Here is a 26,226-nt window from a genome sequence, read left to right on the forward strand (position 1 = left end):
AAAAAGAAATGATCCTGACAAATAGGATCATTCCATTTTATCATATGCCTCAATAATACGTTGCACCAGCGGATGCCTCACAACGTCCGTTTGTTCTAATGTAATGAATGAAAGACCTGATACACCAGATAAAATGTTAGAAGCTAGCGAAAGCCCTGATTTTACCCCTTTTGGTAAGTCTACTTGTGAAGGGTCCCCCGTAATAACCATTTTAGAACTAAAACCTAATCTAGTTAAAAACATTTTTATTTGTGCACCCGTTGTATTTTGCGCTTCATCTAAAATAACAAATGAATCATCGAGCGTACGCCCTCTCATATAAGCAAGAGGTGCAATTTCAATTACCCCTCGCTCCATCATACGTTGCGTATATTCTTGTCCAAGAATATCGTGCAAAGCATCATACAATGGACGTAAATACGGATCTACCTTCTCTTTCAAATCTCCTGGTAAAAAACCTAAACTTTCTCCAGCTTCTACAGCCGGTCTCGTTAAAATAATTTTCTTTACATACCCTTGCTTTAAAGCTCTCACAGCCATTACTACAGCTAAGTATGTTTTCCCAGTCCCAGCAGGTCCCATTCCAAATACAATATCATTCTTCTTCATTGCATGAATATATCTTCTTTGCCCCATTGTTTTTACACGAATGGATTTACCTTTTGCCGTTTTAAAGATTTCTTCTTCATATAACTCTTCAAATTGAGCAATTTTCCCTTGTTGTGCGAGCTGAATTGCATACGCAACATCTCTTTCTGTAATTGATATACCTTTTCGAATAACAACAAGTAATTGCTGTAAGATTTTTTCTACGAGTGTCACAGTTTCAACTGCTCCAGATGCATGAACAGTTTCACCTCTAGTTACAATCGATACATTCAATTCCCGTTCAATTACTTTCAAATGAGCATCATTGACTCCAAAAAGAGCGATTGCTTCGTTAGCATTTTCCAATTGTTGGTTCATTTCTACTAATTGTTCTGCCATTACTCAGTCTCCTTGAATATCGGATTCGGATATTGGTTGTGGCTCTGCAATATTTTCGATCACAGTATAATGCAATGTGACTTTTAGTTGATCCGCCTCAACCTCTTTACTCAAAATCTTATCACTTACAATCATAGCATGTTCATCCAATTTTTTCTTTAGTTCTTTTTCAGCCATCTCTTTCGCTACTTTCATTGCCTGTTTTTCTGTATATTCCCGATTCGCTTCTTCCTCTTCTCGTACAATATCTTTTTCATACGCGATCGGCAGTGTAAAACCAAATAGTTTCACATCGTGTTTTACACTTTCAGTACGAGAGCGTTTATACTTATCATGTTGAAATCCCCATATTTTTATTTTCGCACTCCCAAATGTAAGGTAATGCTCATTATATGCATTGCCAGTATATACTTGAAATTGCGTCTTTAGTGGTACACTTACCTCAGATGTGTACCACGTTTCTCCATATACAATACCTTTCGCCGAAACAATCGTCGGACTCTCCTCATTACCGTATATCCCTGATACGAGAAGCTGTCCTTTTTCGACATGATCATTTTTCAAGACAACTGGTTTTCCTACTTCAACAAATGTTTTTGTCACAATCGCTTCTTTTTTTGCAACTAAATTTTGCGGCCTTTGTTCCTTTTCTTTTTTCGGCTCGTTTTTTTCAACAATTTTAAAATGGTACGTCGTTCCTCTTATTTCTAATCCCGCCCAAGTAATCGCATTAATATTGTCTGTCAAATGACGTTGTACATCTTCTACATTAGGCATTTGGAATTGTAATTTTCCTTTTTTAATACCCATTTTGTCCAATTCTTTCATCAATATATATTCTGTTTCAGGTTTCGCTCCTGTAATTTCAATTTTCCAAACCATATTGGATAATGCAATCATGCCAAAAAAGAAAATTAAAAAACCAATTAAGAATCCACTATTTTTAATTAAACGCTTATTCAAAAAAGGAAAACCGTAACGCCCAATAAAATATAGTTTACATTCATTTTTTCTATAAATTGGTTTTATTTTCTTCACATCTCGTAATAACATACAAAAAACTAACGTTTCATCAGCAATCTTCTTAACATCCCAAACTAATAATTTTCTACGTACACATTCGTTAACGAACCGTTCCGCACCTCTACCTTCAATTCGTACTTTTACATATCCAAGCCACTTTATAAACCATTTATTTTTCATCTACTATCTCCACTACCTTTCCAAAAGTATACACACTACTTTTTTCACTTTAATTAGCAAAATAGCTCGTACGAAAATGAAATAAAGAGTTCTACCGCCCATAAATAGCGAGATAAACTGAATAGTAAGGTCGAATCACGAAAATAACGAAGAAAAACTTCACATATGGAAGTTTCCCTCACTCCTCTTTTTTTTCGTTTTCTAAAAACGTCACTTGCTCAATTATTCCTTCAAGCAAAAGTTCTTCTGGAAGGATTGTTTTAATAATAAAGGATTGCCCTTTAATTAATAATTGACCGTGCTTTAATAACAATCTTACTTCTTTATCTGAAAACACTAATAAACCCCGATGATTTTCTATATAGATATGCACTTGCCCAACAAGCGTGATCCGAGGTAGATCCATTAGCACATCCACTGGCAGGTCTATTTGCTTTGTTAACCAATTCTTCATTTGTTCTAATTTTTTCATCTCAAAAGACCCCCTCTCATCCCATATGTATGAAAAAAGAGCTTGTAATATCACGTCCAAACTGAAAAAAAGCATAAAAAAACGTCTCATACGAAATGAGACGTTTTTTTATGCTAATAGCTGGATAACCAACTTATTCACAAGTGATCCGTCTGTTTTACCTTTTACTTTCGGCATAACAGCAGTCATCACCTTACCCATATCTGCTTTAGAAGTTGCACCAACTTCAGAAATAACTTGCTTAATTACATTCGCTAGTTCTTCTTCTGTTAATTGCTCCGGCAAATATGCGCTTAAAATCTGAATTTCACTTTGCAGTTTATTAACAAGGTCTTCACGACCAGCTTTTTTAAATTCAAGGAGGGAGTCCTTATACTGTTTTACTTCACGAGCTAAAACTGTTAATTCCTCTTCTTCAGTAAGAGTATGTTGCAGTTTAATACCTTCATTTTGTAAAGCAGCCTTAACCATACGAATAACGGTTAACTTTTCTTTTTGTTTATTCTTCATCGCTTGTTTCATATCATCGTTTAAACGACCGAGAAGACTCATAACTTACACCCTCTCTTAGAATTTACGCTTTCTTGCCGCTTCAGATTTCTTCTTACGTTTTACACTTGGTTTTTCATAAAACTCGCGCTTTCTTGCTTCAGCAAGTGTACCAGTTTTAGAAACCGATCTTTTAAAACGGCGAAGTGCATCCTCCAAAGACTCGTTTTTACGAACGACTGTTTTTGACATTCTCTTTCCCTCCCTCCGAAACATCACACTTACATACTAATTTCAGCATGCAAAAAGAAACCCTTCTTCAGCATGTCTTTTACGATTATAATACATTTTATCACTTCAGGTCAACTATTTGGCAGAATAAAAGAAGAATAGATGCCCTTTCCTGTTCAAAAGCTATGTAGATAGCTATTATCCTTTTCCCCTGAAAACAACTATATTTTTATCATTACATCTTTTTTAATGCAGGAATGTACGAAACAACTACTCATTCGACGTACCTGTCTTTTCAGTACTTAACTTCTCCACGAAAAAAAGAAAGCATGCAAATCGTTTCCGTTTGCATGCTTTTTTTATCCCGCTATTTGCCGGGCAGTAAGGCCCCCACCTCAAAATTCAGCAAAAGCAAAGAACTTAGGTAGGAATCCGGCTGATAATTAGTGGGAAGGAACAAAAACCCCACTCATTAAAGTTTCATTTTATGCGCTTGCTGATTCTTTTTTTACATCATCTTCAAGAACACGAACAAATTGCGCTTCGTTATATGGATAACCAGCTTTCGTAATTTTCACTTTCACTAGCTTACCAATTAACTCTTCTGATCCTTCAAATACAATTTTTAAGTAGTTATCCGTATAGCCTACATATAACCCTTTACGGTCGCCCTCTTTAAATTGCTCTTCTGGAATGATTTCAAGCACTTCCCCTTCAAACTGTGATGCATACTCTTTCGCTAATTGGTTAGATAGTTCAATTAAACGATGAACACGATCATTCTTCACATCTTCAGGAACTTGATCTTCCATACGCGCTGCAGGTGTTCCTGTACGCTTTGAGTAAGGGAATACGTGTAACTCAGAGAAGCGATTCTCTTTAATGAAATTGTATGTTTCCATGAATTCTTCTTCTGTTTCACCTGGGAAACCAACAATTACATCCGATGTAATCGCAAGGCCTGGTAACGCTTCTTTCAATCGATCTAAACGCTCTTGGAAAAATTCCATCGTATACTTACGACGCATACGCTTTAATACAGTATTAGATCCAGATTGCAATGGAATGTGCAAGTGACGTACAACTACTTCAGACTTATCTAACACTTCAATTACTTCATCTGAAATCTGACTCGCTTCAATAGAAGAAATACGTAGACGTTTTAATCCGCCTACTTCCGCTTCCATATCACGAAGTAATCCAGCTAAGTTATAATCTTTAATATCTTCACCGTACCCACCTGTATGAATACCTGTTAATACGATTTCTTTATAACCTGCATCTACTAATTGCTGCGCTTGTTTAATAACTTCTTTTCCATCACGAGAACGCATTAAACCACGTGCCCAAGGAATGATACAGAATGTACAGAAATTATTACAACCTTCTTGTATTTTTAAAGATGCACGTGTACGATCCGTGAAATAAGGTACATCCAGTTCTTCGTATACACGTGTTTTCATAATGTTGCGGACAGCATTAATTGGTTGACGCTCTTTGCGGAATTCTTCGATGTATCCTAACATCTTTTCACGATCCTGTGTACCAACTACAATATCTACGCCTGGAATCGCCATAATTTCCGCTGGAGATGTTTGTGCATAACATCCCGTTACACAAATAACCGCATCCGGATTTTGACGAACAGCACGTCTAATAACTTGACGGCTTTTCTTATCTCCCGTATTCGTTACTGTACACGTATTAATAACATATACATCAGCTTTCTTTTCATATTCAGTTCTTTCATATCCACCTTGTTTAAACAATTGCCAAATGGCCTCTGTTTCATAGTGGTTTACTTTACAACCTAACGTATGGAACGCAACAGTTGACATTGATCATCACCCCATCAATTCAAAATGATACGAAGCAGCACTTAACGCGTATAACGGCGCCGTTTCTGTTCTTAAAATTCTTGGTCCTAAACTACATGGTACAAATTTATGTTCACGAAGCGTAGTAATCTCTTCCTCCGCTAAACCACCTTCTGGTCCAAATACAATCAATAGTTTTTGGCCTGGTTTCATCGTCGTTAAAGCTTTAGCAAAATTGGATTTCTCACCTTGTTTTGCTTCCTCTTCGTACGCAACAAGACATACATCATACTCATTACTCATTGAAAGCAATTGCTTAAATGATGCCGGAGCATGCACTTCTGGAACTTCGCTTCTATGCGATTGTTCCGCAGCTTCTTTCACAATTTTTCTTAAACGCTCAACTTTTTTATCAGCTTTTTTCGCATCCCATTTTACAATAGAGCGAGATGCTTGAAATGGTAAAAATGCGGCCGCCCCAAGCTCAGTTCCTTTTTGGAAAATTAACTCTAGCTTGTCTCCTTTTGGCAGTCCACTTGCAATCGTCACGAAAACAGGAAGTTCACTTGACGCCTCTACCCATTCTACAATAGCCGTATTAATAAATTCACTGGTAATTTCATCAATTGAACATATTGCTGTTTTTCCGTTTACACAGCAATAAATGTGATCGCCAGCTGACATACGCATCACTCTTGCGATATGATGTACGTCATCACCTACAATACGAATACTTGTCTCATTTACATATTTCTCTTCTACAAAATAACGTTGCATATAATCACCTTAGTAGAGTTTCGTTCCTTTCGTAAGTCAACACTTACGAAAAGAACGAAACGTTATCATTTTTTCATATAACAAACGGCAAGTCCCTCACCTTATAGTGAGAGACTCCCCTTTTCATTATAAACTAAAATCTATATTACGCATTTCGTGCAATAATTGCTACCCAATCTTCCATTCGTAATACTTCTTCAATTGTAAATCCAGCTTTTTCTAGCGCTTCAGAAATTATCTTTTCCTTCGCTGCAATAATGCCCGATGTAATAAATAATCCGCCCGACTTCACAACTCTTGCTGCATCCTCAGGGAATAAAAGAATAATTTCTGCTAATAAGTTAGCTACGATTAAATCAACAGGACCTTCAATACCTTCTAAAAGACTATTTTGCCCAACAGACACGATATCATCTGTTTTATTTAAACGTACATTCATTTCTGCACTTTCCACTGCAACCGGATCTAAATCATACGCTTGAACAGAAGACGCACCTAATTTTGCCGCTGCAATACTAAGTACACCAGAACCTGTTCCTACATCAATGACAGTATCACCTGGCTGAACTGTTTTTTCTAAAGCACGAATACACATCGTTGTTGTCGGATGAGTTCCTGTTCCAAACGCCATACCTGGATCTAATTCAATAATTTTTTCTTCCGGAGAAGCTGGTGTATATTCTTCCCACGTCGGCACAATTGTGAATGTATCAGAAATTTGTACTGGATGGTAATATTTTTTCCAAGCAGTAGCCCAATCTTCTTCATTGACTTCGTTAACGGTAATATTTCCAGTACCAATTTCGATGTCGTAAGATGGAAGCATATCAATAGATGATTTTACACCCGCAATCGTTTCCTGTAAAGAATCCGTTTGTGGGAAATATGCTTTTATTAATACACCTTCCGCCGGATATTCATCTGGGTTCAATGCATAAATTTCACCATATTGTTGCTCGCGCTCTTTCGTCAAATCCGCTGGATCCTCAATCGCAACTCCACTAGCACCAGCTTCATGTAAAATATGAGAGACAGCTTCTACTGCTTCTTCTGTTGTATGAATACTAACTTCTGACCATTTCACAATTTACCAACTCCATTTTTCATTTCCATTATTCCCCTTTGAAAGCACGTTTAAGCTTTCCAAATAAACTATCATCCTGCTCTTCTTGTCCCGCAAATTCACGTAATAACTCTTTTTGATGTGAAGTTAATTTCGTCGGTACAACAACACGAACGACTACATATTGATCTCCTTGACCGTATCCACGTACGTTCGGAGCACCTTTTCCTTTTAAGCGGAATTCTGTTCCTGTTTGTGTTCCTGCTGGAATTTTCAGCTTCACTTTCCCATGAACAGTAGGAACTTCCACTTCAGCACCAAGTGCCATTTGCGCAAATGTTAATGGCATTTCACAAATAATGTGATCTCCTTCACGCTCAAAGAATTCATGATTTCTCACATGAACAACAACATATAAATCTCCTGCCGGTCCGCCATTTACGCCCGCTTCACCTTTTCCAGATACACGAATTTGTTGACCATTATCAATACCTGCTGGAATTTTAACATTGATTTTTTTACGTTTACGTACTTTACCAGAACCGTGACATGTCGTACATTTTTCTTTAATCATTTGACCAGTTCCTGAACAATGACCACAAGCTTGACGGTTTACGATACGACCAAATGGTGTATTTTGTTCTACACTTACTTGCCCTGATCCTGAACAATGTTTACATGTTTCTTTTGAAGTTCCTGGTTTCGCTCCGCTACCTTTACAAGTATCACATGGATCTTCTACTGGAATCTCAACATTTAATTCTTTACCAAAAATAGCTTCCTCAAACTCTAAAGTAACTTGATATTGTAAGTCAGCACCTTGACGCGGAGCATTTGGATCACGACGTCTACCGCCACCGCCGCCAAAGAACGAACTAAAGATATCTTCGAAACCGAAGCCACCGCCGAAGTCTCCTCCGCCGCCAAAGCCACCGAAACCTTGATTTGCACCAGCATGACCAAATTGATCATATTGCGCGCGCTTTTGATCGTCGCTTAATACTTCGTATGCTTCTTGTACTTCTTTAAACTTTTCAATTGCATTTTCTTCTTTACTTACGTCTGGATGGTATTTTTTAGCCAAACGACGATACGCTTTTTTTATTTCATCTTTTGAAGCACCCTGGCTAAGTCCAAGGACCTCATAATAGTCTCGTTTACTCATAAATTTACAACCCCCGAATCTTTCACATAAACGTAATTTTAACACCGAAAGAAAGTGCTTTGCAACAAAGTTTCCTCACTTACAGTATGCAAAGTAAAAAACTTAAGAACCTCACACTTTTCTTTTCATTCGTGAAAAAAGCCAAAGTCAAGGCACGCTTGACTTTGACTTTTTGTCATCTTACTTATTTATATTACTTATCTTCTTTTACTTCTTCGAACTCAGCGTCTACTACATTGTCTTTCTTCGCGCCAGCATCTTGTGCTCCTTGTGCACCTTCTGCTTGCCCTGCAGCTGCTTGAGCTTGCTCGTATAATTTAACAGTTAATTGTTGTACGATTTCTTGTAAAGCGTCTTTTTTCGCACGGATTTCCTCAAGCTCATTCTTCTCGATCGCAGCTTGTAATGCTTCTTTCGCTTCTGTTGCTTTTGCAACTTCAGCCGCATCCACTTTACCTTCTAAATCTTTTACAACTTTATCTGTTTGGAATACAAGTTGGTCAGCTTCGTTACGAAGTTCAACTTCTTCCTTACGTTTTTGGTCAGCGTCAGCATTTGCTTCTGCTTCTTGTACCATACGATCTACTTCTTCATCAGAAAGACCTGAAGAAGATTGGATTGTAATAGTTTGCTCTTTGCTTGTTCCTAAGTCTTTTGCACGTACGTTAACGATACCGTTCGCATCAATATCGAATGTTACTTCGATTTGTGGAATACCACGTGGTGCTGGTGGAAGGTCTGTTAATTGGAAACGACCTAATGTTTTGTTGTCAGCTGACATTGGACGCTCACCTTGTAATACGTGAATATCTACTGCCGGTTGGTTATCAGCAGCTGTTGAGAATACTTGTGACTTACTTGTTGGAATTGTAGTGTTACGCTCGATTAATTTCGTGAACACACCACCCATAGTTTCAATACCTAAAGAAAGTGGAGTTACGTCTAATAATAGTACGCCTTCTACATCACCAGTAAGTACGCCACCTTGAACTGCAGCACCTAATGCTACAACTTCATCAGGGTTTACACCTTTATATGGTTCTTTACCAGTTTCACGTTTAATAGCTTCTTGTACAGCTGGGATACGAGTAGATCCACCAACAAGGATAACTTTATCTAATTCACTTGGAGCAAAACCAGCGTCTTTTAATGCACGACGAGTTGGCTCTAACGTTCTTTCAACAAGACCTGCTGAAATCTCTTCAAATTTCGCTCTTGTTAACGTTAATTCTAAGTGTAATGGACCAGCAGCTCCAGCACTGATGAATGGTAATGAAATTTGTGTTTGTGTTACGCCAGAAAGATCTTTTTTCGCTTTTTCAGCTGCATCTTTCAAACGTTGAAGTGCCATTTTATCTTGGCTTAAATCAATGTTATTTTCTTTTTTGAACTCAGCTACTAAGTGGTCAATAATAACTTGGTCAAAGTCATCTCCACCAAGACGGTTGTCACCAGCAGTTGAAATAACTTCGAATGTTCCATCCGCTAACTCAAGGATAGATACGTCAAATGTACCGCCACCTAAGTCATATACTAAGATTTTTTGCTCTTCATCTTGTTTTTCTAAACCGTAAGCAAGCGCTGCTGCTGTTGGTTCGTTAATGATACGCTCAACTTCTAAACCAGCGATACGACCAGCATCTTTTGTTGCTTGACGTTCTGCATCGTTGAAGTATGCAGGTACTGTAATAACAGCTTTCGTTACTGTTTCACCTAAGTATGCTTCAGCAGAAGCTTTTAAGTTTTGTAAAATGATTGCAGAAATTTCTTGAGGTGTATAATCTTTACCTTCAACTTCTACTTTGTAGTCTGTACCCATATGACGTTTAACAGACATGATTGTATTTGGGTTTGTAATTGCTTGACGCTTTGCAACTTCCCCAACTTGACGCTCTTCATTTTTGAAAGCTACAACAGAAGGTGTTGTACGGTTTCCTTCTGGATTTGGGATAACCTTTGGTTCTCCACCTTCCATAACAGCTACACAAGAGTTTGTTGTACCTAAGTCAATACCGATAATTTTACTCATGGCGAATCCTCCTACTTTTATGTAAATTATTGATTTACTTTTACCATTGATGGGCGAATCACACGGTCTTTTAGTTTATAACCTTTTTGGAATTCTTCAACTACCGCGTTTGATTCAAATTCACTATCTTCCACTTGCATAATAGCTTGGTGTTCATTAGGATCAAACTGTTTACCAACAGCTTCAATCGCTTCAACGCCTTCTTTAGTCAACGCTTCTAGCAATTGACGATGCACCATTTCCATACCTTGTAACAAGGATTTCGTTTGCTCATCAGTTGCTTCCACTTGCATCGCTCTTTCAAAATTATCAAGAGCTGGCAAAATATCTGAAACTAGACTTTGTGCTCTATATTTTTCAGCAGCCTGTTTATCCATTTGGACACGACGCTTATAATTTTCAAAATCAGCTTGTAGACGTAATGTGCGACCTTCCGTTTCCGTTAGCTTCGCTTGTAACTCATCTACTTTTTCTTGTAAAAGAGCAGCCTCACTTTTTTCTTCTACAGTTTTTTCACTGTTTTCTGTCGTGACAGCTTCTTCAACTTGCGCTTCTTTTACTTCTTCTACCACTTGTTCGTTACGCTCTTCCACAATATTCACCTCCTTAAAAGGTATTAGGTATTATGCTGAACACAATTCCTTAAGCATTATATATTACACACAGCAATGAAAATTTCATTACTTGAGCGAATGTATTACTCTCATTTACTTTTTAAGTCCATCAGTAAATTGTCTCGTAAATAACTGTAACAAACTAATTACCCGAGAGTATTGCATTCTTGTCGGACCTAAAATAGCAATTGTTCCAAGCTGTTCTTCTCCAATCGAATATGTTGCAGAAATTAAACTACAATCTTCCATGGCCGTCGCAGAGTTTTCCCTACCAATGTTCACTTGAATACCTACTTGTTTATGACGCAAAATGTCATAAAACTCGGCTTCATTATCAATCATCGTCAGCAAGGATCTTACTTTGTGAATGTCATGGAACTCTGGTTGCGAAAGCATATTTGCTTTGCCTCCAAAGTATATCTTTTCCGATAAAGGAACTTGAAATGTACCATCTAACATTTTTATTGCACTATCGTAATTATGAACATATCCACGTAAAACTGTAACAATCTCTTTAAAGATTTTGTTATGCAGTTCTGCCATTGGTACACCCGACAGCTTTTCATTTAAAATATTAACCATTTTTTCTAAATCTGATAAATCAACAGATTCCGGAACGGTAATCGTTTTGCTTTGTACATGCCCTGTATCCGTTACAATAATAGCGACTGCAGTTTGACGATCAAGCGGTACAATTTGTACGTTTTTAAGTTTATTTGTGCTTAACTTCGGTCCAAGAACAATGGCCGTATAATTCGTAAGCTCTGATAAAATTTGAGCCGATTGCTGTGCAATCTTTTCCGCTTCAAAAATTCTTTCAGCAAATAAATCTTTAATTTGTACAATTTCATCGTTCGGTAAGTTTTGCGGCGCTAAAAGATGGTCTACATAAAAACGATATCCTTTTTCAGAAGGAACACGTCCTGAAGAACTATGCGTTTTCTCAATAAATCCTAGTTCCTCTAAATCAGCCATTTCATTTCGAATAGTAGCTGAACTAAACGTAATTTCATCTTTCTTAGCCAACGTCCTCGACCCAACAGGTTGCGCTGATCCAATAAAGTCATCAATAATTGTTTGTAAAATTAAGAGCTGACGTTCCGTAAGCATCTCATCATCACCTCTGTTAGCACTCTTTGTCTTCGAGTGCTAAATCTATTAATAACTTACCAAAATTGACATTCAATTGTCAACGGAAACGTCACGAAATAATGAAACTTTTTCACGTTTATGGAACATTTAATTAGTCAATCAAAAACGATTGGAATACTTCATTCCCTAATAATTTTCCTTTTCGCGTTAAACGAACATATCCATCTTTCTCTTCAAGCAATCCTTGTTCTTGATTTTTTTGCAACTGCTTCGCGAAAACTTGATCCATCTCCATATTAAATTTCCTTTGAAACGCTACTTTAGATACACCTTTTGTTTTTCGAAGTCCTAAGAACAACTCTTCTTCCATTCTTTCTTTCTCCGTCACCGCATGAACATCTAAATACGGAAATCCAGTTTCATCGATTTTATTGAAATATTGCTTGAGCGGCCCTACATTTTGGATACGTTCTCCATTTACATAACTATGCGCTCCAGCTCCAAATCCATAATACTCCTCATTATTCCAGTATGTGAGATTGTGTCTACTTTCATTATCATCTTTTGAGAAATTGCTAATTTCATACTGGGTATAGCCGTGTTTCTCCATTTCATCCATTACCATTTCATACATTTTCGCTTCATGATCTTCACCTGGAAGTCTTAATTTCCCTTTATTCATTAAGTTATAAAACACAGTTTTCGGTTCCACAATTAATGAATATGCCGAGAAATGTTGTACACCAAGCGTAAAAGCAATGTCTAATGTTTCTTTTACATCTTCTATCGTCTGCCCTGGCAGAGCATAAATAATATCTACATTTATATTTTTAAAGCCCACTTCCTGCGCTTCTCTAATTGCTACAAATGCATCTTCCCTCGTATGCTTACGCCCAATTTTCTCAAGCAATTCATCCCGAAATGTTTGCACACCAAAACTAATTCGGTTCACTCCACCTTCTAGCAATACATTTAACTTCTCTTTCGGTAAATCACCTGGATTCGCTTCAAATGTTAATTCACAATTTGGAGCAAACGGACGTAAGCGACGGTTTATAATATCTAGTAACTTTTTTGTCTGTTCCATATTTAACGCTGTCGGAGTTCCTCCACCAACAAAAATCGTTTTCATACTATCAAACGGTACTTTTTGAACTGTATTTATTATTTCTTTCTCTAAATACTCTAAATATTGATCGACCGGTTGGCGTTCAATAAACACTTTATTAAAATCACAATAGTGACAAATATGCTGACAAAATGGAATATGAATATATGCAGCTTGCACCAAATATAACTCCTACCTTTCTAAAAAGAAAACCTCCGCACTCCGGAGGAATCTTCACTTCTCTAACGTATTACGAATTTGTTCCATTCGCATTTTTCCCCAATCATACATCATTTCAACGATCGGTAAAAGCGACATGCCTAATTCCGTCATATAATACTCTACTCGCGGAGGAATTTCTGGGTATACTGTTCGGTCAACAATCCCATCTTCCATTAACTCTTTTAATTGGTTCGACAAAACTTTATGAGAAATGCTTGGGAATAATCGTTGTAATTCACTAAAACGATGAGGCCCTTCCACACCAAGATGCCACAGTATCACAACTTTCCACTTCCCGCTAATAATAGAAAGCGTCAATTCCTTTTCACAATTAAAATTGCCATTTTGTATTTTTTCGTGAATATCTTTTCGAATATTTTCGGACATTAATAGTCTCCTAACTCTATATCAATCATTCATAAATATAGCCACCTCACTATTGTAAATGAGAGAAGCTACGTTGTCTAAAAAGTAATTATACATAAAAAAGAAGCCGTATAAACGACTTCTTTTTTTATCTCAATCCGCATGAAATAACAATCAATTATTAGTTGTCATCCATTTTCAGTACAGCCATGAATGCTTCTTGCGGTACTTCTACAGAACCAACAGACTTCATACGTTTTTTACCTTCTTTTTGCTTATCAAGAAGTTTACGCTTACGAGAAATGTCACCACCGTAACATTTCGCAAGTACGTTTTTACGCATTGCCTTAATTGTAGAACGTGCTACAACCTTGTTTCCGATAGTCGCCTGAATTGGTACTTCGAACTGTTGTCTTGGAATTAATTCTTTTAATTTCTCTACGATTACTTTACCACGATCATACGCTGAATCACGGTGTACGATAAATGATAGAGCATCGACTTGTTCGTTATTTAAAAGAATATCCATTTTCACAAGTTTCGATGGTTTGTAACCAATTAACTCGTAGTCAAACGATGCATATCCTTTCGTATTTGATTTCAACTGATCGAAGAAGTCATATACGATTTCTGATAACGGGATTTCGTATGTTAGTGTAACACGTGTTTCATCTAAATATTGCATATCAATAAACGTTCCACGTTTACCTTGGCAAATTTCCATTACAGCTCCAACATAGTCATTCGGAACCATAATTGAAGCCTTCACAAACGGCTCTTCTACACGATCAATAGACTGTGGATCTGGCATATTAGATGGATTATCAACAATAACATCTTCACCGTTCGTTAAATAAACTTTATAAATAACGCTTGGTGCTGTTGTAATTAAATCGATTTTAAATTCACGTTCAATACGTTCTTGAATGATTTCCATGTGAAGAAGTCCTAAGAAACCACAACGGAAACCAAATCCTAGCGCTTGAGATGTTTCTGGTTCAAACTCAAGAGCAGAATCGTTTAACTCTAATTTTTCTAACGCATCACGTAAGTCGTTGTAACGTGCAGAATCGATTGGATATAAACCACAGAATACCATCGGGTTTAATTTACGATAACCTGCTAACGCCTCTGCAGCCGGACGTTTTGCATGTGTGATCGTATCACCTACGCGTGTATCACCTACGTTTTTAATAGATGCTGCTAAGAAACCTACATCACCTACTGTTAACTCGTCACGTTGCGTTGTTTTCGGTGTAAACACACCTACTTCTGTTACTTCAAATTCTTTTCCAGTTGCCATCATACGTACTTTATCGCCAACTTTTACCGTTCCATTTACAACACGGATATATGCAATTACACCGCGGTACGGGTCATATAAAGAATCGAAAATCATACATTGTAAAGGCTCTTCTGAATCCCCTGTTGGAGCTGGTACCTTTTCAACGATTTGTTCTAAAATATCTTCAATACCAATACCAGCTTTCGCTGAAGCAAGTACAGCTTCCGATGCATCTAAACCAATTACATCTTCTACCTCTTGACGTACACGTTCTGGGTCCGCACTTGGTAAGTCGATCTTATTAATAACTGGTAATATTTCCAAATTATTATCAAGCGCTAAATATACGTTCGCTAATGTTTGCGCCTCAATCCCTTGTGCTGCATCCACAACAAGAATCGCACCTTCACAAGCCGCTAAACTACGAGATACTTCGTACGTAAAGTCGACGTGTCCTGGAGTATCGATTAAGTGAAGAATATACTCTTCACCGTCTTTCGCTTTATACGTTAGTTGTACTGCATTTAATTTAATTGTAATACCGCGCTCACGCTCTAAATCCATAGAGTCAAGCAATTGAGCTTTCATTTCACGTTGTGTTAACGCGTTTGTTTTCTCTAAAATACGGTCTGCTAACGTTGATTTTCCGTGGTCAATATGAGCAATGATAGAGAAATTACGGATTTTGGACTGTCTTTTTGCTCTTTCTTCTTTGTTCATCTATGTTCTCAACTCCTAATAGTCTCGCCAATATACACTAGCACTGATTATATCAATAGAGCAGCAAAGATTCAATGAAAACTCGTGCTGCTTACAATACAAATCATTCTATTTATATCTTATGCGAACAAACCATAAGAGACAAACCTTTTTCAAATTTAAAAACGGCTGTCGTACAAAATGGTAAGACAACCGTTCTTCCTGCTACCCTTAACTAAAAATCTCTCTCACTTTCCCAACAACTATATCCGTTCCGAACTTTGTTACTTCATAAGTAGCACTTGCTATTGCCATACCAATTCCTTCTACAACATTAAAGCTTTTTAAGCTTTCTAATTGTTTTTGTTTTTCAGCAACGGAAAACGAACTGCCCAAAATTTCTGATTCAGCACCCGCACCCTCTGTTCCTGTCATATGAGCGATTTGTTCATACGACATTTGCTGATAACCTTTCATACTTTTCAAACCATGATTAGCAAGTGCCACCCTTGCTATTATCATAAGTAAACATAAAGCCGCACTACATATACATAAAAGCGAAAAACGGCTTAAACGATTATCATCTCTTCCCATCAATGTGTATATGCTCCTGTATTATCTTGGTCAATTTGATGATGCAAGGCTGCATTTAAACCACTCGCTATTACATTCGCCATATCCTCTATGAAAGCATCCACTTCTTTCGGAGTAACCATTAAATTATGACCAAGAGGAGATAACACTTCATAAATTAATTTTCTCTTCTCTTCATCTTCCAGTGTACCTACAGCACCTAAAAACATATTCCGACTCTTTTCATCCGGCATATCTTCTTCTGTTAATTTTTTCTTTTCTCCAAATGTAAAACCGGCTGGCAACAAAGAACGGGAAGGTTTGTTTCCTTCTTTCATCTCCCGTCCAAAATGTTTCAAAATAAAATCAATTGTATCGCTTGTAATCGAAACGGCATCAACCACAGTCGGAACACCAATCGCGATAACAGGAATACCCAATGTTTCTTTACTAAGTTCCTTACGCTTATTCCCAACACCCGATCCAGGATGAATTCCCGTATCAGAAATTTGTATCGTACTATTTACTCGTTCAATAGAGCGGGCAGCTAATGCATCAATTGCAATGACAAAGTCTGGCTTCGTCTTCTCAATGATTCCATAAATGACATCGCTCGTTTCGATTCCTGTAATTCCCATTACCCCCGGCCGAATTGCACTAACAGGCCTAAACCCTTCTTCTACACTTTCAGGCTGCAATTGAAACAAATGTCTCGTTACCAATACATTTTCTACAACGATTGGTCCAAGCGCATCTGGCGTTACATTCCAATTCCCAAGGCCAACAATTAAACAACTCGCTTCTTTCGTAACGCCAACCTCTTCTAAGAAATAAGAAAATTCTTTTGCAAAAATGCGCTCTACTTTTTGTTGCAGTTCCGTATCTTGTTGACGTATACCTTGTACTTCAAGCGTTAAATAACTCCCAGGTTTTTTACCCATCGATTCAGAGGCAATTTCATCAATCGTTACTTTTGTAATGGTAATACCTTCTTCTTCCCTCTCTTTGACAATAACTCCTTGTATCCCTTTTTGCTCTTCTTGACTCTCTTGCAGCATTTCATGTGCCTCTACAGCAAGGTCCGTTCTAACACTATATTTACTTAAATCTAATGGTTCTTTCATCGTATCTCCTCCGTAATTCATAGTAAATATCGTTAGATTTCCCAAAGTTATATAAGGTCATTCTTTCCTTTACGTGAAATTTCATTGATATACTATTGCAATTCTCTTCACCGTTTGATAGAATATCACTTGTTCTATGTTAAGAATCGAGTCATTCGATTGCACCAGGGAGGTGAAAAGTATGGCAAACATCAAATCTGCTATCAAACGCGCTAAACTTAGCGAAGAGCGTCGTTCACATAACGCTTCTATCAAGTCTGACATGCGTTCTGCTGTTAAAACTGTAGAAGCTTTAGTTACTAATAACGATCTTGAAAATGCTAAAGAAGCTTTCAAAACTGCTTCTAAAAAACTTGACAAAGCAGCTCGTAAAGGTCTTATCCACCAAAACGCTGCAGCTCGTCAAAAATCTCGCTTAGCGAAACAAGTAAACGCGTAAGGCGTTTAAAAAACGATCCATTTGGATCGTTTTTTTATATACAAAAAGTTCACGTGCTAAGCACGTGAACTTTTTGTTTCATCACATATGATTTAACCGCATTAAGAAAAACTCAAGCACAAGTTTCTTATCCATTTTTCCAGTCTTCATACTATAATCAGCTTCCGCTAATTCTATAATCACTTTTTTTAATTCTTCAAAAGAGAAAAACTTCGTTTGATTCATCGCTAACTTTACACGATATGGATGCACACCAATATGAGACGCAATTTGATTTTGTCCATAACCACGCTGCTGTAACTCTTTCACTTGATAGAGCAAGCGGAATTGACTTACTAATAACGCAAGCAGTTTAATTGGTTCCTCTTGCTGCGTAAATAATCCATCCAAAATTTGCATCGCACCCGCGATATCTTTTTTTACCACTTTTTCTGTCAAAGCAAACACATTTTGTTCAACCGATTTTGGCACAAGCTCCCCAACAAGTTTCGGTGTAATCTCTCCGCCCATACCGACGTATAACGTTAACTTGTCCATTTCCTTCGCCAACATCGTTACATTACTTCCCACAAGCTCTAACAACAAACTAACAGCTGCATTATCTATATGCACATGCACTTCATCTGCACGAGCAACAATCCACTTCTGAACATCCTGCACTTGCATCGCATTCGCTTCTACTACGTCCGCTGTTTTCTTTAATAGTTTTGTAATTTTTTTTCGTTCATCAAGTTTTTCGTAAGGCGCAACAAAAACAAGAATAGAAAATGGAGAAGGCTCTCCAATATATTCTTCTAAAATTTTTATATTTTGCTCTAATTTTTCTTTTTGTGAAGTTAAAAATAGTGGTGATTTTATTAATATCACTTTACGTTCCCCGAAAAAAGGAAGTGTACGTGCATCCTCAACCACATCTTCTAAATACGCTTCTTCTAAATCATATGTCACAACATTAAACTCGCGATCTTCCTCTTCAAGCGCTTCTGTTGTAATAAGCTTTATCGTTTCATTTATAAGAAACGCTTCCGTTCCATACAGTAAATACACTGGAGCAAACTGCTTCTTTTTAATCTTTTTATGTATATCACTCATACTTTTTCCTACTCCCTAACTTGGCAATATATATTTATACTACTGCCCTAGCTTTCGTTTTACAAGTACAAAGGAACAGGCTTTATGACCCGTTCCTTTATTTATATTAAACGCCACGCAATAAGCCCCGGGTTTCTTATTGGTGTGCGGTAATCACCTTCCCTTTATTATTCACAATAAAAATTCGAGTATAAGTGCCAACTGTTAACATGCTTGGAAACAAAACACTCACGTTCCTTAACGATCTAAAGTAGTAAAAACGCTCGATTTCTCTTCATATGGAAATTGTAGATTTTTTTCTGACAATATTTTATACTAAAGTGGAATGTTGGGGAGGGATTCTAAATGAATGATTTTGAACAGAACGTTCAAAGTAAACGCAATGACGCTATTGATTCAGGGGTAGGATTTATCGTCTCATTTGGTTTTTTCGCAACACTTTTCATCATTGCAACTGTTATTAAATTTATCGGTTCTTAAAGACTGCTGCTTACTGGCAGTCTTCTTTTTTATCTATTATGTGTTTCATCATATGTGTTTTTGCTACGAAAGGTTCCGTGTTCCACTTTAAAAACATAGGAAATAGCGCCTTGCTTATCCGTACGCCATATTTCAATCCCCATCTTCTCCAAACGCTCTATCACTTCCTTATGAGGATGCCCATACCTATTACGCTCACCGACAGAAATAATCGCTACATCAGGCTGTACAGTGCTCAAAAAAGGCACTATAGATGACGTATTACTCCCATGATGAGCAACCTTTAAAACATCCGCCCGTAAATTTGGATACGTAGCTATTAAAAACTTCTCTCCTTCTTCTTCTAAATCACCTGTAAACAGCCACGTTAACCCTCCTAATTTTGCCCATATTACAATTGAAGCGTTATTTTCACTTCTTGCTTTTCCTGTTGGAGCTAACACAAAAAATTCCGCTTCATTTACACTCCAATTCTCTCCTTCCCCCACTTCACTTATTTTCACTTCCTTTTCTAATGCCTGTTTCTTTAATACTTTTTCTAATACCGCATCTTGTTCCTTTCGGCCAAATACAACTTCTTTTACGGTTATATTTGATATTAGCTCTTGCGCAGCACCTATATGATCCGCATCTCCATGCGTTACGATTAATTTATCGATTGTTTTAATCCCTTCCTTTTGTAAATACGGGATTAAAATATCATTTCCAACAGAAAATTCATGCTTTTTCTGTTGCCATTCTTCCTTATTTGCACGCATTGTTCCACCAGTATCAATGAGGTAAATCTCTTTATCGTACGGGAGACGAATTAAAATTGCGTCTCCCTGTCCAACATCAAGAAATGTAACACTCCCACTTTCTCGAAAATACGGATATACATAATGACATGTACAAACGAAAAGAAATATACCCGAAGCTACGAACGTAATTTTCTTCGACACCCGCCTTTCCCAAACCATCAATATACTAACAATACTCGCGCAATATAGAGCTACAAGAAGTATAGGTGTTTGCCCAAAAATAAGGCGGATAAACGGTAAATTTTCACAATAACTTAGAAAATCATTAGAAAGATTCAAACCTATTGATAGTACATTCGCAAGTCCTTTTGCAAGAAACGGGACGATCGGTATACATACCAAAACGATAATACTACACGGCAATACAATAAGAGATAAAAACGGAACGTATAGGATATTAAGAAAAATACTATATGGAGAAAAATAACCGAAGTGATATAACAAAATCGGAGTACTAACGAGTTGTGAAATAAAAGAAATATAAATGGAATTTCGGATTACTCCATTGCTACTATCTAGTAAAAGCGGGGCTGACAAAAGCAAGGCGAAACTACCAACGAACGAAAACTGAAAGCCAATATTAAAAACAAGATACGGATCAAATATAAGCATACATATAGCTGTAACGCTTAAAGCATCTAAGCTAGATAAACGAATAGAACATATGAAAGCAATCAACATCAAAACTCCTGTTATAGAAGCTCTTATAACAGACGGTGATGCTCCTGCTAAAATCATATATAGAGGAATGCAAAAGATAAGACATACTGTCGCTATCTCCCTCGTCACACCACTTCTTAGCAAAATAAAATACACAATTACCATTAACAATACGATATGCGATCCTGAAATCGCCAACAAATGTACAAGACCAAATTGCTGATATTGCTCTTCAACTTCAAATGTCATTTGTTGTCTATCACCAAATACTAATGCATTCATAAAAGCACCTGATTGCTCCGGAAACATTTCTGTAACGCCCGAGATTGCTTGCTGTCTCAAAAGAAGAATCCATTGCACGAGTGACAACGATGTTTTTTGGCATTCAGAAATATATGTAGCCTCCAATATGAAATGAATATTTTGCTTATACAAATAATCACGATAATTAAAACCATTAAAATTCCGAGCTATTGGTGGTTCTTTCCTCTCACCTTCGAATACACATGATACTCCTGCATGTAATTGTCGCAGTTGTTTCTTTTCCAAGGCCGATTTAATTTTGTAACTTAACTGCACTATATTTTTATTCTGATCTTCAACTTGAAATGTTAGGCGATCCCCGTTAATAAGAGGTGTATTTTGTATTAGCCCCCTTGTAACTTCGTAAGACTCTCCTAGAGGCTTGTTTTGCCCTTGAATATACGTAGTGTACATAGCGCCACTAAAACACGCTAACATACAAAAAAAGAAGGTTTTACGCGAAGTACGGTATAAACAATAGAAAACATACAAAACGAGACAACAAGTCAGCAATAAAACTGAAGTGGAAAAGGCAATTGCAATCCCTATGATAAATGAGATTGCAACATAACCCCATTGTCCATACAACTATACTCACTCCTTATAGCATCATTTTTGCTTTCGTGAATACATGCTGTAATTCTTCCATTGATAAGTTTTCTTTTTCTAAAGATGCAAATAGTTCTTTTAACTCCATATGACGCTTTTGATCCTCTAATGCTGCAATATTATATTCTAGCGGAACGTGTTTCACTGTTACATCCGCTTTTTCAAATAACTCTACGGCATATGGATGATTTTTATAATCCTGTGCATAATAAACTGCTGTAATACCACTTTGAATAATCGCCTTACAGCATTGTAAACAAGGGAAATGCGTAACATAAATTTCCGCTTCCTCCGTTTTCACACCGAATTTTGCACACTGTAATAAAGCATTCATTTCTGCGTGAATTGTACGAACACAATGATTATCAATAACGTAGCATCCATCATCTATACAATGTACGCCACCTTTAATTGAACCATTATATCCACCAGCAATAATTCGTTTATCACGAACGATTGTCGCTCCTACTGCAAGCCTTGTACATGTACTACGTAAAGATAGCAGATGGCTTTGCGTCATAAAATATTGATCCCATGAAATTCGTTCCATATTTTTCACCTACTTTTTTGTCTACTTGTAGTGTAGCGAATGAAGAAAAACTTCGTCAATCTTTTACGGAATAATAATTTGATCTTTTATTCTTTCCAATGACTTCACACCGATCCCATCAATCTCCAACAAATCTTCTATTTTCTGAAAAGGACCATGTTCTTCTCGATATTTCAAAATACTTTCTGCTTTCCGAGAACCAATGCCTGTAATTTTTTCAAGTTGTTCTTTAGAAGCTGCATTTATTTGAACTTTCCCCTCCCCCTTTGCAATAGCAGCTACCTCTTGCACTTGTTCGTTTTCATTCGGTACATAAAGGATCATTTGGTCTTGTACCATTTGTGCTAAATTTACCTTCTTCCTATCTGCCTCAGGTAAAAAACCACCTGCCTTTTCAATAGCATCCTTGACCCGGTCCCCTTCTTTCATTTCATACACCCCCTCTTTAACAACAGCCCCTTTCATATCAATTACAATTATTTTTTTCTGCTGCTTTGTATCCGATATTTTCGGTTTACTTTTCTTCTCTAGCTCTTTCGCTTGAACATCCGTTGCAATGACCGTTCGCTCTGTATGCTGGTTCGTTTTCCAAAAAAGAAGAAAAAGTACAGTTCCAATAATAGCTACTAATCCTAACCATTTCTTTGGAAAATCCCACATCATTTTACACCTCTAATCATAAATTTATAACATCATTCATATTGTTTAGGAGAAAGCTGTTACGAAGGAGGGATGAAACATTGAACATAGGAATTATAGGGACAGGGAACATGGGGAATATACTAATCGACGCATTTTTAGAAACCCGTGCTGTCAAACCTTCGTGCCTTACAATGATTAATCGAACGCCCGCCAAAGCATATCATATAAAGGAAAAACACCCTTCTGTTCATATAGCCAAAACTATCGATGAGGTAATCGAACGATCACATCTTATTTTTATTTGCGTAAAGCCGATAGATATATACCCGATCCTACAAAAATACGCTGAACATTTTTCTGATGAAAAGTGCTTAGTTTCTATCACAAGTCCAATATCTCCGTCACAATTAGAGACGCTTGTACCTTGCCACATTGCACGTATCATTCCGAGCATTACAAACCGCGCCCTGTCTGGCGCATCACTATTTACATTTGGAAGTAACTGCTCTGAAGAGTGGCAACAAAAGCTATTTCGCCTATTCAAAAACATTTCTACTCCTCTTATGATAGAAGAAGATATAACGCGCGTTTCATCTGATATAGCAAGCTGCGGCCCTGCATTCTTTAGTTATTTATTACAATGTTTCATTAACGCTGCTGTAGATAAAACAAATATTACACATGAAGAAGCCACTACTTTAGTAAGTGAAATGGTCGTTGGAATGGGGAAACTACTTGAAAAAGAGATTTTCACATTGCCTACTTTACAAGAAAAAGTATGTGTTAAAGGCGGCGTTACAGGAGAAGGCATTCGTGTTTTAGAAGAACATGTTGGGGATATGTTTCATAAATTAATTGAGCGGACACACGAGAAATTTGATGAAGATTTAAAATGCGTCGATCAGCAATTCAATAAACACACATAATAAATACGTCATTGTCATTCCAAATCCTTTTTATAAATACTTACTTTTTTACATTACATTTTCACTTAAACTAGTATTTTCACACTTCACGTATATCATCTTCTTATTATGCTAGAACTAAAATTACAACTTCTTTACAAAACAAAAGCAACCTTCTCGGTTGCTTTTGTTTTATCCGTTTTTCTTCGCCATGAAGAAAATACGCTCTGTTTGTTCTGTAACTTCAAGTCGCTCAAAATCACCAGTGACGCGAAGCACGGTAAAACCAGCTTCTTCAAGCCATGTCGTTAACTCTTCGACCTGATATGCACGTTGCACGTGACATTCGTCAAAACGATGGTACACATCTTCTTCTGGGTCTTGAACAAAGAATGTTAAATCATGTTCTACACTATTTGATTCTTCACCAGGGAAGCAATTCCAAATAAGAGATATTTCTTCTCCATTCACTGTGTATGTTTCATTTTGAAATACATGATGTATTTTATATAAAGAATGTACATCAAATAAAAACAAACCATCTTGACGTAAATGGTGAAACACTCTTCGAAATGTTTCTTGCACTCCATCTTCTTGCAATACATAGTTTAATGAATCACAAAAGATCGTTACACAGTCAAACTCACCTGGAACGTCAAGCTCTCGCATGTCTTGTTGGTAAAAAGGAATAAAGTATCCTTCTCCGCCTAGTTTTTGCTGAGCGACCGTTAACATCTCTTCTGAAAGATCGACACCGATTAAATCGTAACCCTTTTGTACAAGCGGAAGTGTTACATTACCAGTACCGCATGCTACATCAAGAATCTTCGCCTCTTTCATATCCGCTTGCTGTAAACTTTCCTCTGTGAATTCCACCCATTTATCATAAGGAACATCATTCATTAGTTCGTCGTACAACAATGCAAATTGTTCGTATTTCATTGGTCTAGCTCGTCTGTAATATCCTCACGTGGCACATCGCCCCAAAGACGCTCTAAATTATAGTGATTACGCTCATCTTTATGGAATACATGAGCAACTACATCTCCAAGGTCAACTAGTACCCAGCGTGCTTCGTCAAAACCTTCCATACGTTGTACGTCGATTTGGAACTCATGTGCTTTTGATTTAATTTCACGCGCAATTGCTTGCACTTGCTTATCTGAGTTACCGTGACAAATAATGAAATAATCTGCAATTGGTGAAATACCTTGCATATTTAGGACAACCATATCTTCTGCTCTCTTATCATCAGCCGCTTTTGCTGCTAATACTAATAAATCTTTATCTTTCATTTACTAATTTCCTCCTTGATAACTGCGTTGTATGTTTGGAATGTTAATGGATAAATCGTTTGATTTTTTTCCATTAAAAATTGAATTGTTCGCTTTAACGCAAATAATAAAGCTTGATTTATATCCTTATATGCGAGTTTACGAGCTTCCTCCACCCCTGGAAACTTTCGCCCAGGCTCAATGTAATCAGCTACATAAATTACTTTATCTAACATCGTCATTTTCTCATGACCACTTGTATGATATGTAATAGCTTGCAGGATTTCAGGATCCGTAATGCCTACTTCTTTTTCTACTAAGTATGCCCCAACAGGTGCATGCCATAACTCTTTGTTATAACAAAGTAAATCTTTCGGCAAATCTTCACTTTTAATAATCTCTTCCATCTCAGAAATCGCTCTACACTTCGCATAATCATGGAATATAGCTGCAACTTCAGCCTTTTTTTCATCCACACCGTATAACTTAGCAAGTTCAATTGCTGTCTCCATTACACCTATTGTGTGTATATAACGTTTTTCATGCATTTGTTGTTTGACAATATGAAGTGCTTTCTCACGATTCATACAACCCATTCCTCTCGATATACACCTGTACTTTTTCGGGAAGTAAATATTTACATGTTCTCTTCTCTTTATATCTCTCACGCAATAAAGATGAAGAAACTGCAAACTCCGGAATTTCCACAGTGGTGATAGGATAAGGCGCACGCAATGTATAACCAGGTCTTGCAACCCCAACAAACGTCACAAGATCGAGTAACGCTTCAATGTTATACCACTTCGGTAAATACTCAACCATATCTCCACCAATAATAAAGTGAAACTGCACATCCGGATACTTCTTCGTCAATTGTAACATAGTGTCATACGTATAAGATGGGCCCTTTCTGCTTAGCTCTTCTAAACAAATAGAAAAATGTTCCTCCGCCTCAGTCGCAAGCTCTAACATTTGTAAGCGATTTTCTACACTTGTAATATTCCGTCCTTGTTTATGTGGTGGAATTTGGTTCGGTAAGAACCATACTTCTTCTAAATTCAAAGCGTGATATACTTCATTTGCAATTAGCAAATGCCCATAATGTGGCGGATCAAATGTACCGCCAATGATGCCAATTTTTCTCAAAAGAAACGCC

General features: G+C 37.2%; 28 protein-coding genes. 3 read left to right on the forward strand and 25 right to left on the reverse strand.

Features of this window, described 5'->3' with window-relative positions:
* Positions 1 to 27 precede the first annotated feature (27 nt).
* From QCI41_RS11910 to gpr, 17 genes are all read right to left on the reverse strand, one after another.
* Positions 28 to 987 (reverse strand): PhoH family protein, encoded by a 960-nt coding sequence (locus tag QCI41_RS11910; RefSeq protein WP_000840500.1) that lies wholly within the window; start codon positions 985 to 987, stop codon positions 28 to 30.
* A gap of 3 nt (positions 988 to 990) precedes the next feature.
* Positions 991 to 2,190 carry a sporulation protein YqfD gene (gene yqfD / locus QCI41_RS11915; protein WP_000792473.1) on the reverse strand — a complete coding sequence of 400 codons (1,200 nt, stop codon included), beginning with the start codon at positions 2,188 to 2,190 and terminating at the stop codon, positions 991 to 993.
* Positions 2,191 to 2,368: 178 nt separating this feature from the next.
* On the reverse strand, positions 2,369 to 2,662 hold the full coding sequence (gene yqfC / locus QCI41_RS11920) for a sporulation protein YqfC (protein ID WP_000732264.1): 294 nt from the start codon (positions 2,660 to 2,662) through the stop codon (positions 2,369 to 2,371).
* Positions 2,663 to 2,770: 108 nt separating this feature from the next.
* Positions 2,771 to 3,214 carry a GatB/YqeY domain-containing protein gene (locus QCI41_RS11925; RefSeq protein WP_000054579.1) on the reverse strand — a complete coding sequence of 148 codons (444 nt, stop codon included), beginning with the start codon at positions 3,212 to 3,214 and terminating at the stop codon, positions 2,771 to 2,773.
* A 15-nt stretch (positions 3,215 to 3,229) separates the two neighbouring features.
* Positions 3,230 to 3,403: a 30S ribosomal protein S21 gene (gene rpsU, locus QCI41_RS11930; RefSeq protein ID WP_000048061.1), complete on the reverse strand. Its 174-nt coding sequence runs from the start codon at positions 3,401 to 3,403 to the stop codon at positions 3,230 to 3,232.
* 464 nt (positions 3,404 to 3,867) lie between these two features.
* On the reverse strand, positions 3,868 to 5,220 hold the full coding sequence (mtaB, locus tag QCI41_RS11935; RefSeq protein WP_000108688.1) for a tRNA (N(6)-L-threonylcarbamoyladenosine(37)-C(2))-methylthiotransferase MtaB: 1,353 nt from the start codon (positions 5,218 to 5,220) through the stop codon (positions 3,868 to 3,870).
* Between the two features lie 6 nt (positions 5,221 to 5,226).
* Positions 5,227 to 5,976, reverse strand: coding sequence for a 16S rRNA (uracil(1498)-N(3))-methyltransferase (locus tag QCI41_RS11940; protein WP_353837418.1), 750 nt, complete (start codon positions 5,974 to 5,976; stop codon positions 5,227 to 5,229).
* Between the two features lie 145 nt (positions 5,977 to 6,121).
* Complete coding sequence (gene prmA / locus QCI41_RS11945; RefSeq protein WP_353837417.1) at positions 6,122 to 7,060, reverse strand: 50S ribosomal protein L11 methyltransferase; 939 nt, start codon at positions 7,058 to 7,060, stop codon at positions 6,122 to 6,124.
* A 28-nt stretch (positions 7,061 to 7,088) separates the two neighbouring features.
* Positions 7,089 to 8,204 carry a chaperone protein DnaJ gene (gene dnaJ / locus QCI41_RS11950; protein ID WP_000043954.1) on the reverse strand — a complete coding sequence of 372 codons (1,116 nt, stop codon included), beginning with the start codon at positions 8,202 to 8,204 and terminating at the stop codon, positions 7,089 to 7,091.
* 193 nt (positions 8,205 to 8,397) lie between these two features.
* Positions 8,398 to 10,233, reverse strand: a complete 1,836-nt coding sequence (dnaK, locus tag QCI41_RS11955) for a chaperone protein DnaK (RefSeq protein ID WP_000034697.1) — start codon at positions 10,231 to 10,233, stop codon at positions 8,398 to 8,400.
* 26 nt (positions 10,234 to 10,259) lie between these two features.
* Positions 10,260 to 10,826 carry a nucleotide exchange factor GrpE gene (gene grpE / locus QCI41_RS11960; RefSeq protein WP_000392716.1) on the reverse strand — a complete coding sequence of 189 codons (567 nt, stop codon included), beginning with the start codon at positions 10,824 to 10,826 and terminating at the stop codon, positions 10,260 to 10,262.
* A 114-nt stretch (positions 10,827 to 10,940) separates the two neighbouring features.
* Positions 10,941 to 11,957 carry a heat-inducible transcriptional repressor HrcA gene (hrcA, locus tag QCI41_RS11965; protein ID WP_000954947.1) on the reverse strand — a complete coding sequence of 339 codons (1,017 nt, stop codon included), beginning with the start codon at positions 11,955 to 11,957 and terminating at the stop codon, positions 10,941 to 10,943.
* 133 nt (positions 11,958 to 12,090) lie between these two features.
* Positions 12,091 to 13,230, reverse strand: coding sequence for a radical SAM family heme chaperone HemW (gene hemW, locus QCI41_RS11970; protein WP_060488259.1), 1,140 nt, complete (start codon positions 13,228 to 13,230; stop codon positions 12,091 to 12,093).
* Between the two features lie 51 nt (positions 13,231 to 13,281).
* Entirely contained in the window at positions 13,282 to 13,656 is a 375-nt protein-coding gene (locus tag QCI41_RS11975; protein ID WP_001293536.1) for a winged helix-turn-helix transcriptional regulator, read from the reverse strand.
* 160 nt (positions 13,657 to 13,816) lie between these two features.
* Positions 13,817 to 15,640, reverse strand: a complete 1,824-nt coding sequence (gene lepA, locus QCI41_RS11980; RefSeq protein ID WP_001030960.1) for an elongation factor 4 — start codon at positions 15,638 to 15,640, stop codon at positions 13,817 to 13,819.
* A 210-nt stretch (positions 15,641 to 15,850) separates the two neighbouring features.
* Positions 15,851 to 16,216, reverse strand: coding sequence for a YqxA family protein (locus tag QCI41_RS11985; RefSeq protein ID WP_353837416.1), 366 nt, complete (start codon positions 16,214 to 16,216; stop codon positions 15,851 to 15,853).
* Positions 16,213 to 17,316: a GPR endopeptidase gene (gpr, locus tag QCI41_RS11990; protein WP_000662625.1), complete on the reverse strand. Its 1,104-nt coding sequence runs from the start codon at positions 17,314 to 17,316 to the stop codon at positions 16,213 to 16,215. Before gpr ends, QCI41_RS11985 begins: the two co-directional genes overlap by 4 nt.
* A gap of 181 nt (positions 17,317 to 17,497) precedes the next feature.
* On the opposite strand from gpr, the gene rpsT reads away from it, so the two are divergent.
* A complete protein-coding gene (gene rpsT, locus QCI41_RS11995) occupies positions 17,498 to 17,755 on the forward strand; it encodes a 30S ribosomal protein S20 (protein ID WP_001274014.1) in 258 nt (85 codons plus the stop codon).
* Positions 17,756 to 17,836: 81 nt separating this feature from the next.
* Here the strand turns inward: rpsT and holA are convergent, their stop codons facing one another.
* Positions 17,837 to 18,847 carry a DNA polymerase III subunit delta gene (gene holA / locus QCI41_RS12000; protein WP_353837415.1) on the reverse strand — a complete coding sequence of 337 codons (1,011 nt, stop codon included), beginning with the start codon at positions 18,845 to 18,847 and terminating at the stop codon, positions 17,837 to 17,839.
* 345 nt (positions 18,848 to 19,192) lie between these two features.
* Between holA and QCI41_RS12005 the strand changes: the two genes are divergently transcribed.
* Positions 19,193 to 19,327, forward strand: a complete 135-nt coding sequence (locus tag QCI41_RS12005) for a YqzM family protein (RefSeq protein ID WP_000997609.1) — start codon at positions 19,193 to 19,195, stop codon at positions 19,325 to 19,327.
* Positions 19,328 to 19,356: 29 nt separating this feature from the next.
* Here QCI41_RS12005 and QCI41_RS12010 read toward each other — a convergent pair whose 3' ends face one another.
* From QCI41_RS12010 to QCI41_RS12020, 3 genes are all read right to left on the reverse strand, one after another.
* Positions 19,357 to 21,678 carry a DNA internalization-related competence protein ComEC/Rec2 gene (locus tag QCI41_RS12010; protein ID WP_353837414.1) on the reverse strand — a complete coding sequence of 774 codons (2,322 nt, stop codon included), beginning with the start codon at positions 21,676 to 21,678 and terminating at the stop codon, positions 19,357 to 19,359.
* A gap of 13 nt (positions 21,679 to 21,691) precedes the next feature.
* The gene (locus tag QCI41_RS12015) at positions 21,692 to 22,249 is read right to left on the reverse strand and encodes a ComE operon protein 2 (protein WP_000439780.1); all 558 of its coding nucleotides are present in this window, start codon (positions 22,247 to 22,249) and stop codon (positions 21,692 to 21,694) included.
* Between the two features lie 63 nt (positions 22,250 to 22,312).
* Positions 22,313 to 22,912, reverse strand: coding sequence for a helix-hairpin-helix domain-containing protein (locus QCI41_RS12020; protein ID WP_000989940.1), 600 nt, complete (start codon positions 22,910 to 22,912; stop codon positions 22,313 to 22,315).
* Between the two features lie 77 nt (positions 22,913 to 22,989).
* On the opposite strand from QCI41_RS12020, the gene comER reads away from it, so the two are divergent.
* Positions 22,990 to 23,817, forward strand: a complete 828-nt coding sequence (comER, locus tag QCI41_RS12025) for a late competence protein ComER (RefSeq protein ID WP_353837413.1) — start codon at positions 22,990 to 22,992, stop codon at positions 23,815 to 23,817.
* 171 nt (positions 23,818 to 23,988) lie between these two features.
* Here the strand turns inward: comER and QCI41_RS12030 are convergent, their stop codons facing one another.
* From QCI41_RS12030 to nadD, 4 genes are read right to left on the reverse strand one after another with little or no spacing between them, the layout of a single operon-like run.
* On the reverse strand, positions 23,989 to 24,738 hold the full coding sequence (locus QCI41_RS12030) for a class I SAM-dependent methyltransferase (RefSeq protein ID WP_000873071.1): 750 nt from the start codon (positions 24,736 to 24,738) through the stop codon (positions 23,989 to 23,991).
* Entirely contained in the window at positions 24,735 to 25,091 is a 357-nt protein-coding gene (gene rsfS, locus QCI41_RS12035) for a ribosome silencing factor (RefSeq protein ID WP_000653203.1), read from the reverse strand. The genes QCI41_RS12030 and rsfS overlap by 4 nt, the downstream gene beginning before the upstream one ends.
* Positions 25,088 to 25,657, reverse strand: coding sequence for a bis(5'-nucleosyl)-tetraphosphatase (symmetrical) YqeK (gene yqeK, locus QCI41_RS12040; RefSeq protein WP_001078361.1), 570 nt, complete (start codon positions 25,655 to 25,657; stop codon positions 25,088 to 25,090). Before yqeK ends, rsfS begins: the two co-directional genes overlap by 4 nt.
* A complete protein-coding gene (gene nadD, locus QCI41_RS12045; RefSeq protein WP_353837412.1) occupies positions 25,647 to 26,216 on the reverse strand; it encodes a nicotinate-nucleotide adenylyltransferase in 570 nt (189 codons plus the stop codon). Before nadD ends, yqeK begins: the two co-directional genes overlap by 11 nt.
* Positions 26,217 to 26,226 lie beyond the last annotated feature (10 nt).

It is taken from the genome of Bacillus cereus group sp. MG4 (genome assembly GCF_040460055.1).
GTDB classification, from domain to species: domain Bacteria; phylum Bacillota; class Bacilli; order Bacillales; family Bacillaceae_G; genus Bacillus_A; species Bacillus_A wiedmannii.

Coding starts and splice junctions, on each gene's coding strand:
- QCI41_RS11910 (WP_000840500.1), bottom strand. CDS start 987: ATGGCAGAACAATTAGTAGAAATGAACCAACAATTGGAAAATGCTAAC.
- yqfD (WP_000792473.1), bottom strand. CDS start 2,190: ATGAAAAATAAATGGTTTATAAAGTGGCTTGGATATGTAAAAGTACGA.
- yqfC (WP_000732264.1), bottom strand. CDS start 2,662: ATGAAAAAATTAGAACAAATGAAGAATTGGTTAACAAAGCAAATAGAC.
- QCI41_RS11925 (WP_000054579.1), bottom strand. CDS start 3,214: ATGAGTCTTCTCGGTCGTTTAAACGATGATATGAAACAAGCGATGAAG.
- rpsU (WP_000048061.1), bottom strand. CDS start 3,403: ATGTCAAAAACAGTCGTTCGTAAAAACGAGTCTTTGGAGGATGCACTT.
- mtaB (WP_000108688.1), bottom strand. CDS start 5,220: ATGTCAACTGTTGCGTTCCATACGTTAGGTTGTAAAGTAAACCACTAT.
- QCI41_RS11940 (WP_353837418.1), bottom strand. CDS start 5,976: ATGCAACGTTATTTTGTAGAAGAGAAATATGTAAATGAGACAAGTATT.
- dnaJ (WP_000043954.1), bottom strand. CDS start 8,204: ATGAGTAAACGAGACTATTATGAGGTCCTTGGACTTAGCCAGGGTGCT.
- dnaK (WP_000034697.1), bottom strand. CDS start 10,233: ATGAGTAAAATTATCGGTATTGACTTAGGTACAACAAACTCTTGTGTA.
- hrcA (WP_000954947.1), bottom strand. CDS start 11,957: ATGCTTACGGAACGTCAGCTCTTAATTTTACAAACAATTATTGATGAC.
- QCI41_RS11975 (WP_001293536.1), bottom strand. CDS start 13,656: ATGTCCGAAAATATTCGAAAAGATATTCACGAAAAAATACAAAATGGC.
- lepA (WP_001030960.1), bottom strand. CDS start 15,640: ATGAACAAAGAAGAAAGAGCAAAAAGACAGTCCAAAATCCGTAATTTC.
- gpr (WP_000662625.1), bottom strand. CDS start 17,316: ATGAAAGAACCATTAGATTTAAGTAAATATAGTGTTAGAACGGACCTT.
- rpsT (WP_001274014.1), top strand. CDS start 17,498: ATGGCAAACATCAAATCTGCTATCAAACGCGCTAAACTTAGCGAAGAG.
- holA (WP_353837415.1), bottom strand. CDS start 18,847: ATGAGTGATATACATAAAAAGATTAAAAAGAAGCAGTTTGCTCCAGTG.
- QCI41_RS12005 (WP_000997609.1), top strand. CDS start 19,193: ATGAATGATTTTGAACAGAACGTTCAAAGTAAACGCAATGACGCTATT.
- QCI41_RS12015 (WP_000439780.1), bottom strand. CDS start 22,249: ATGGAACGAATTTCATGGGATCAATATTTTATGACGCAAAGCCATCTG.
- QCI41_RS12020 (WP_000989940.1), bottom strand. CDS start 22,912: ATGATGTGGGATTTTCCAAAGAAATGGTTAGGATTAGTAGCTATTATT.
- QCI41_RS12030 (WP_000873071.1), bottom strand. CDS start 24,738: ATGAAATACGAACAATTTGCATTGTTGTACGACGAACTAATGAATGAT.
- rsfS (WP_000653203.1), bottom strand. CDS start 25,091: ATGAAAGATAAAGATTTATTAGTATTAGCAGCAAAAGCGGCTGATGAT.
- yqeK (WP_001078361.1), bottom strand. CDS start 25,657: ATGAATCGTGAGAAAGCACTTCATATTGTCAAACAACAAATGCATGAA.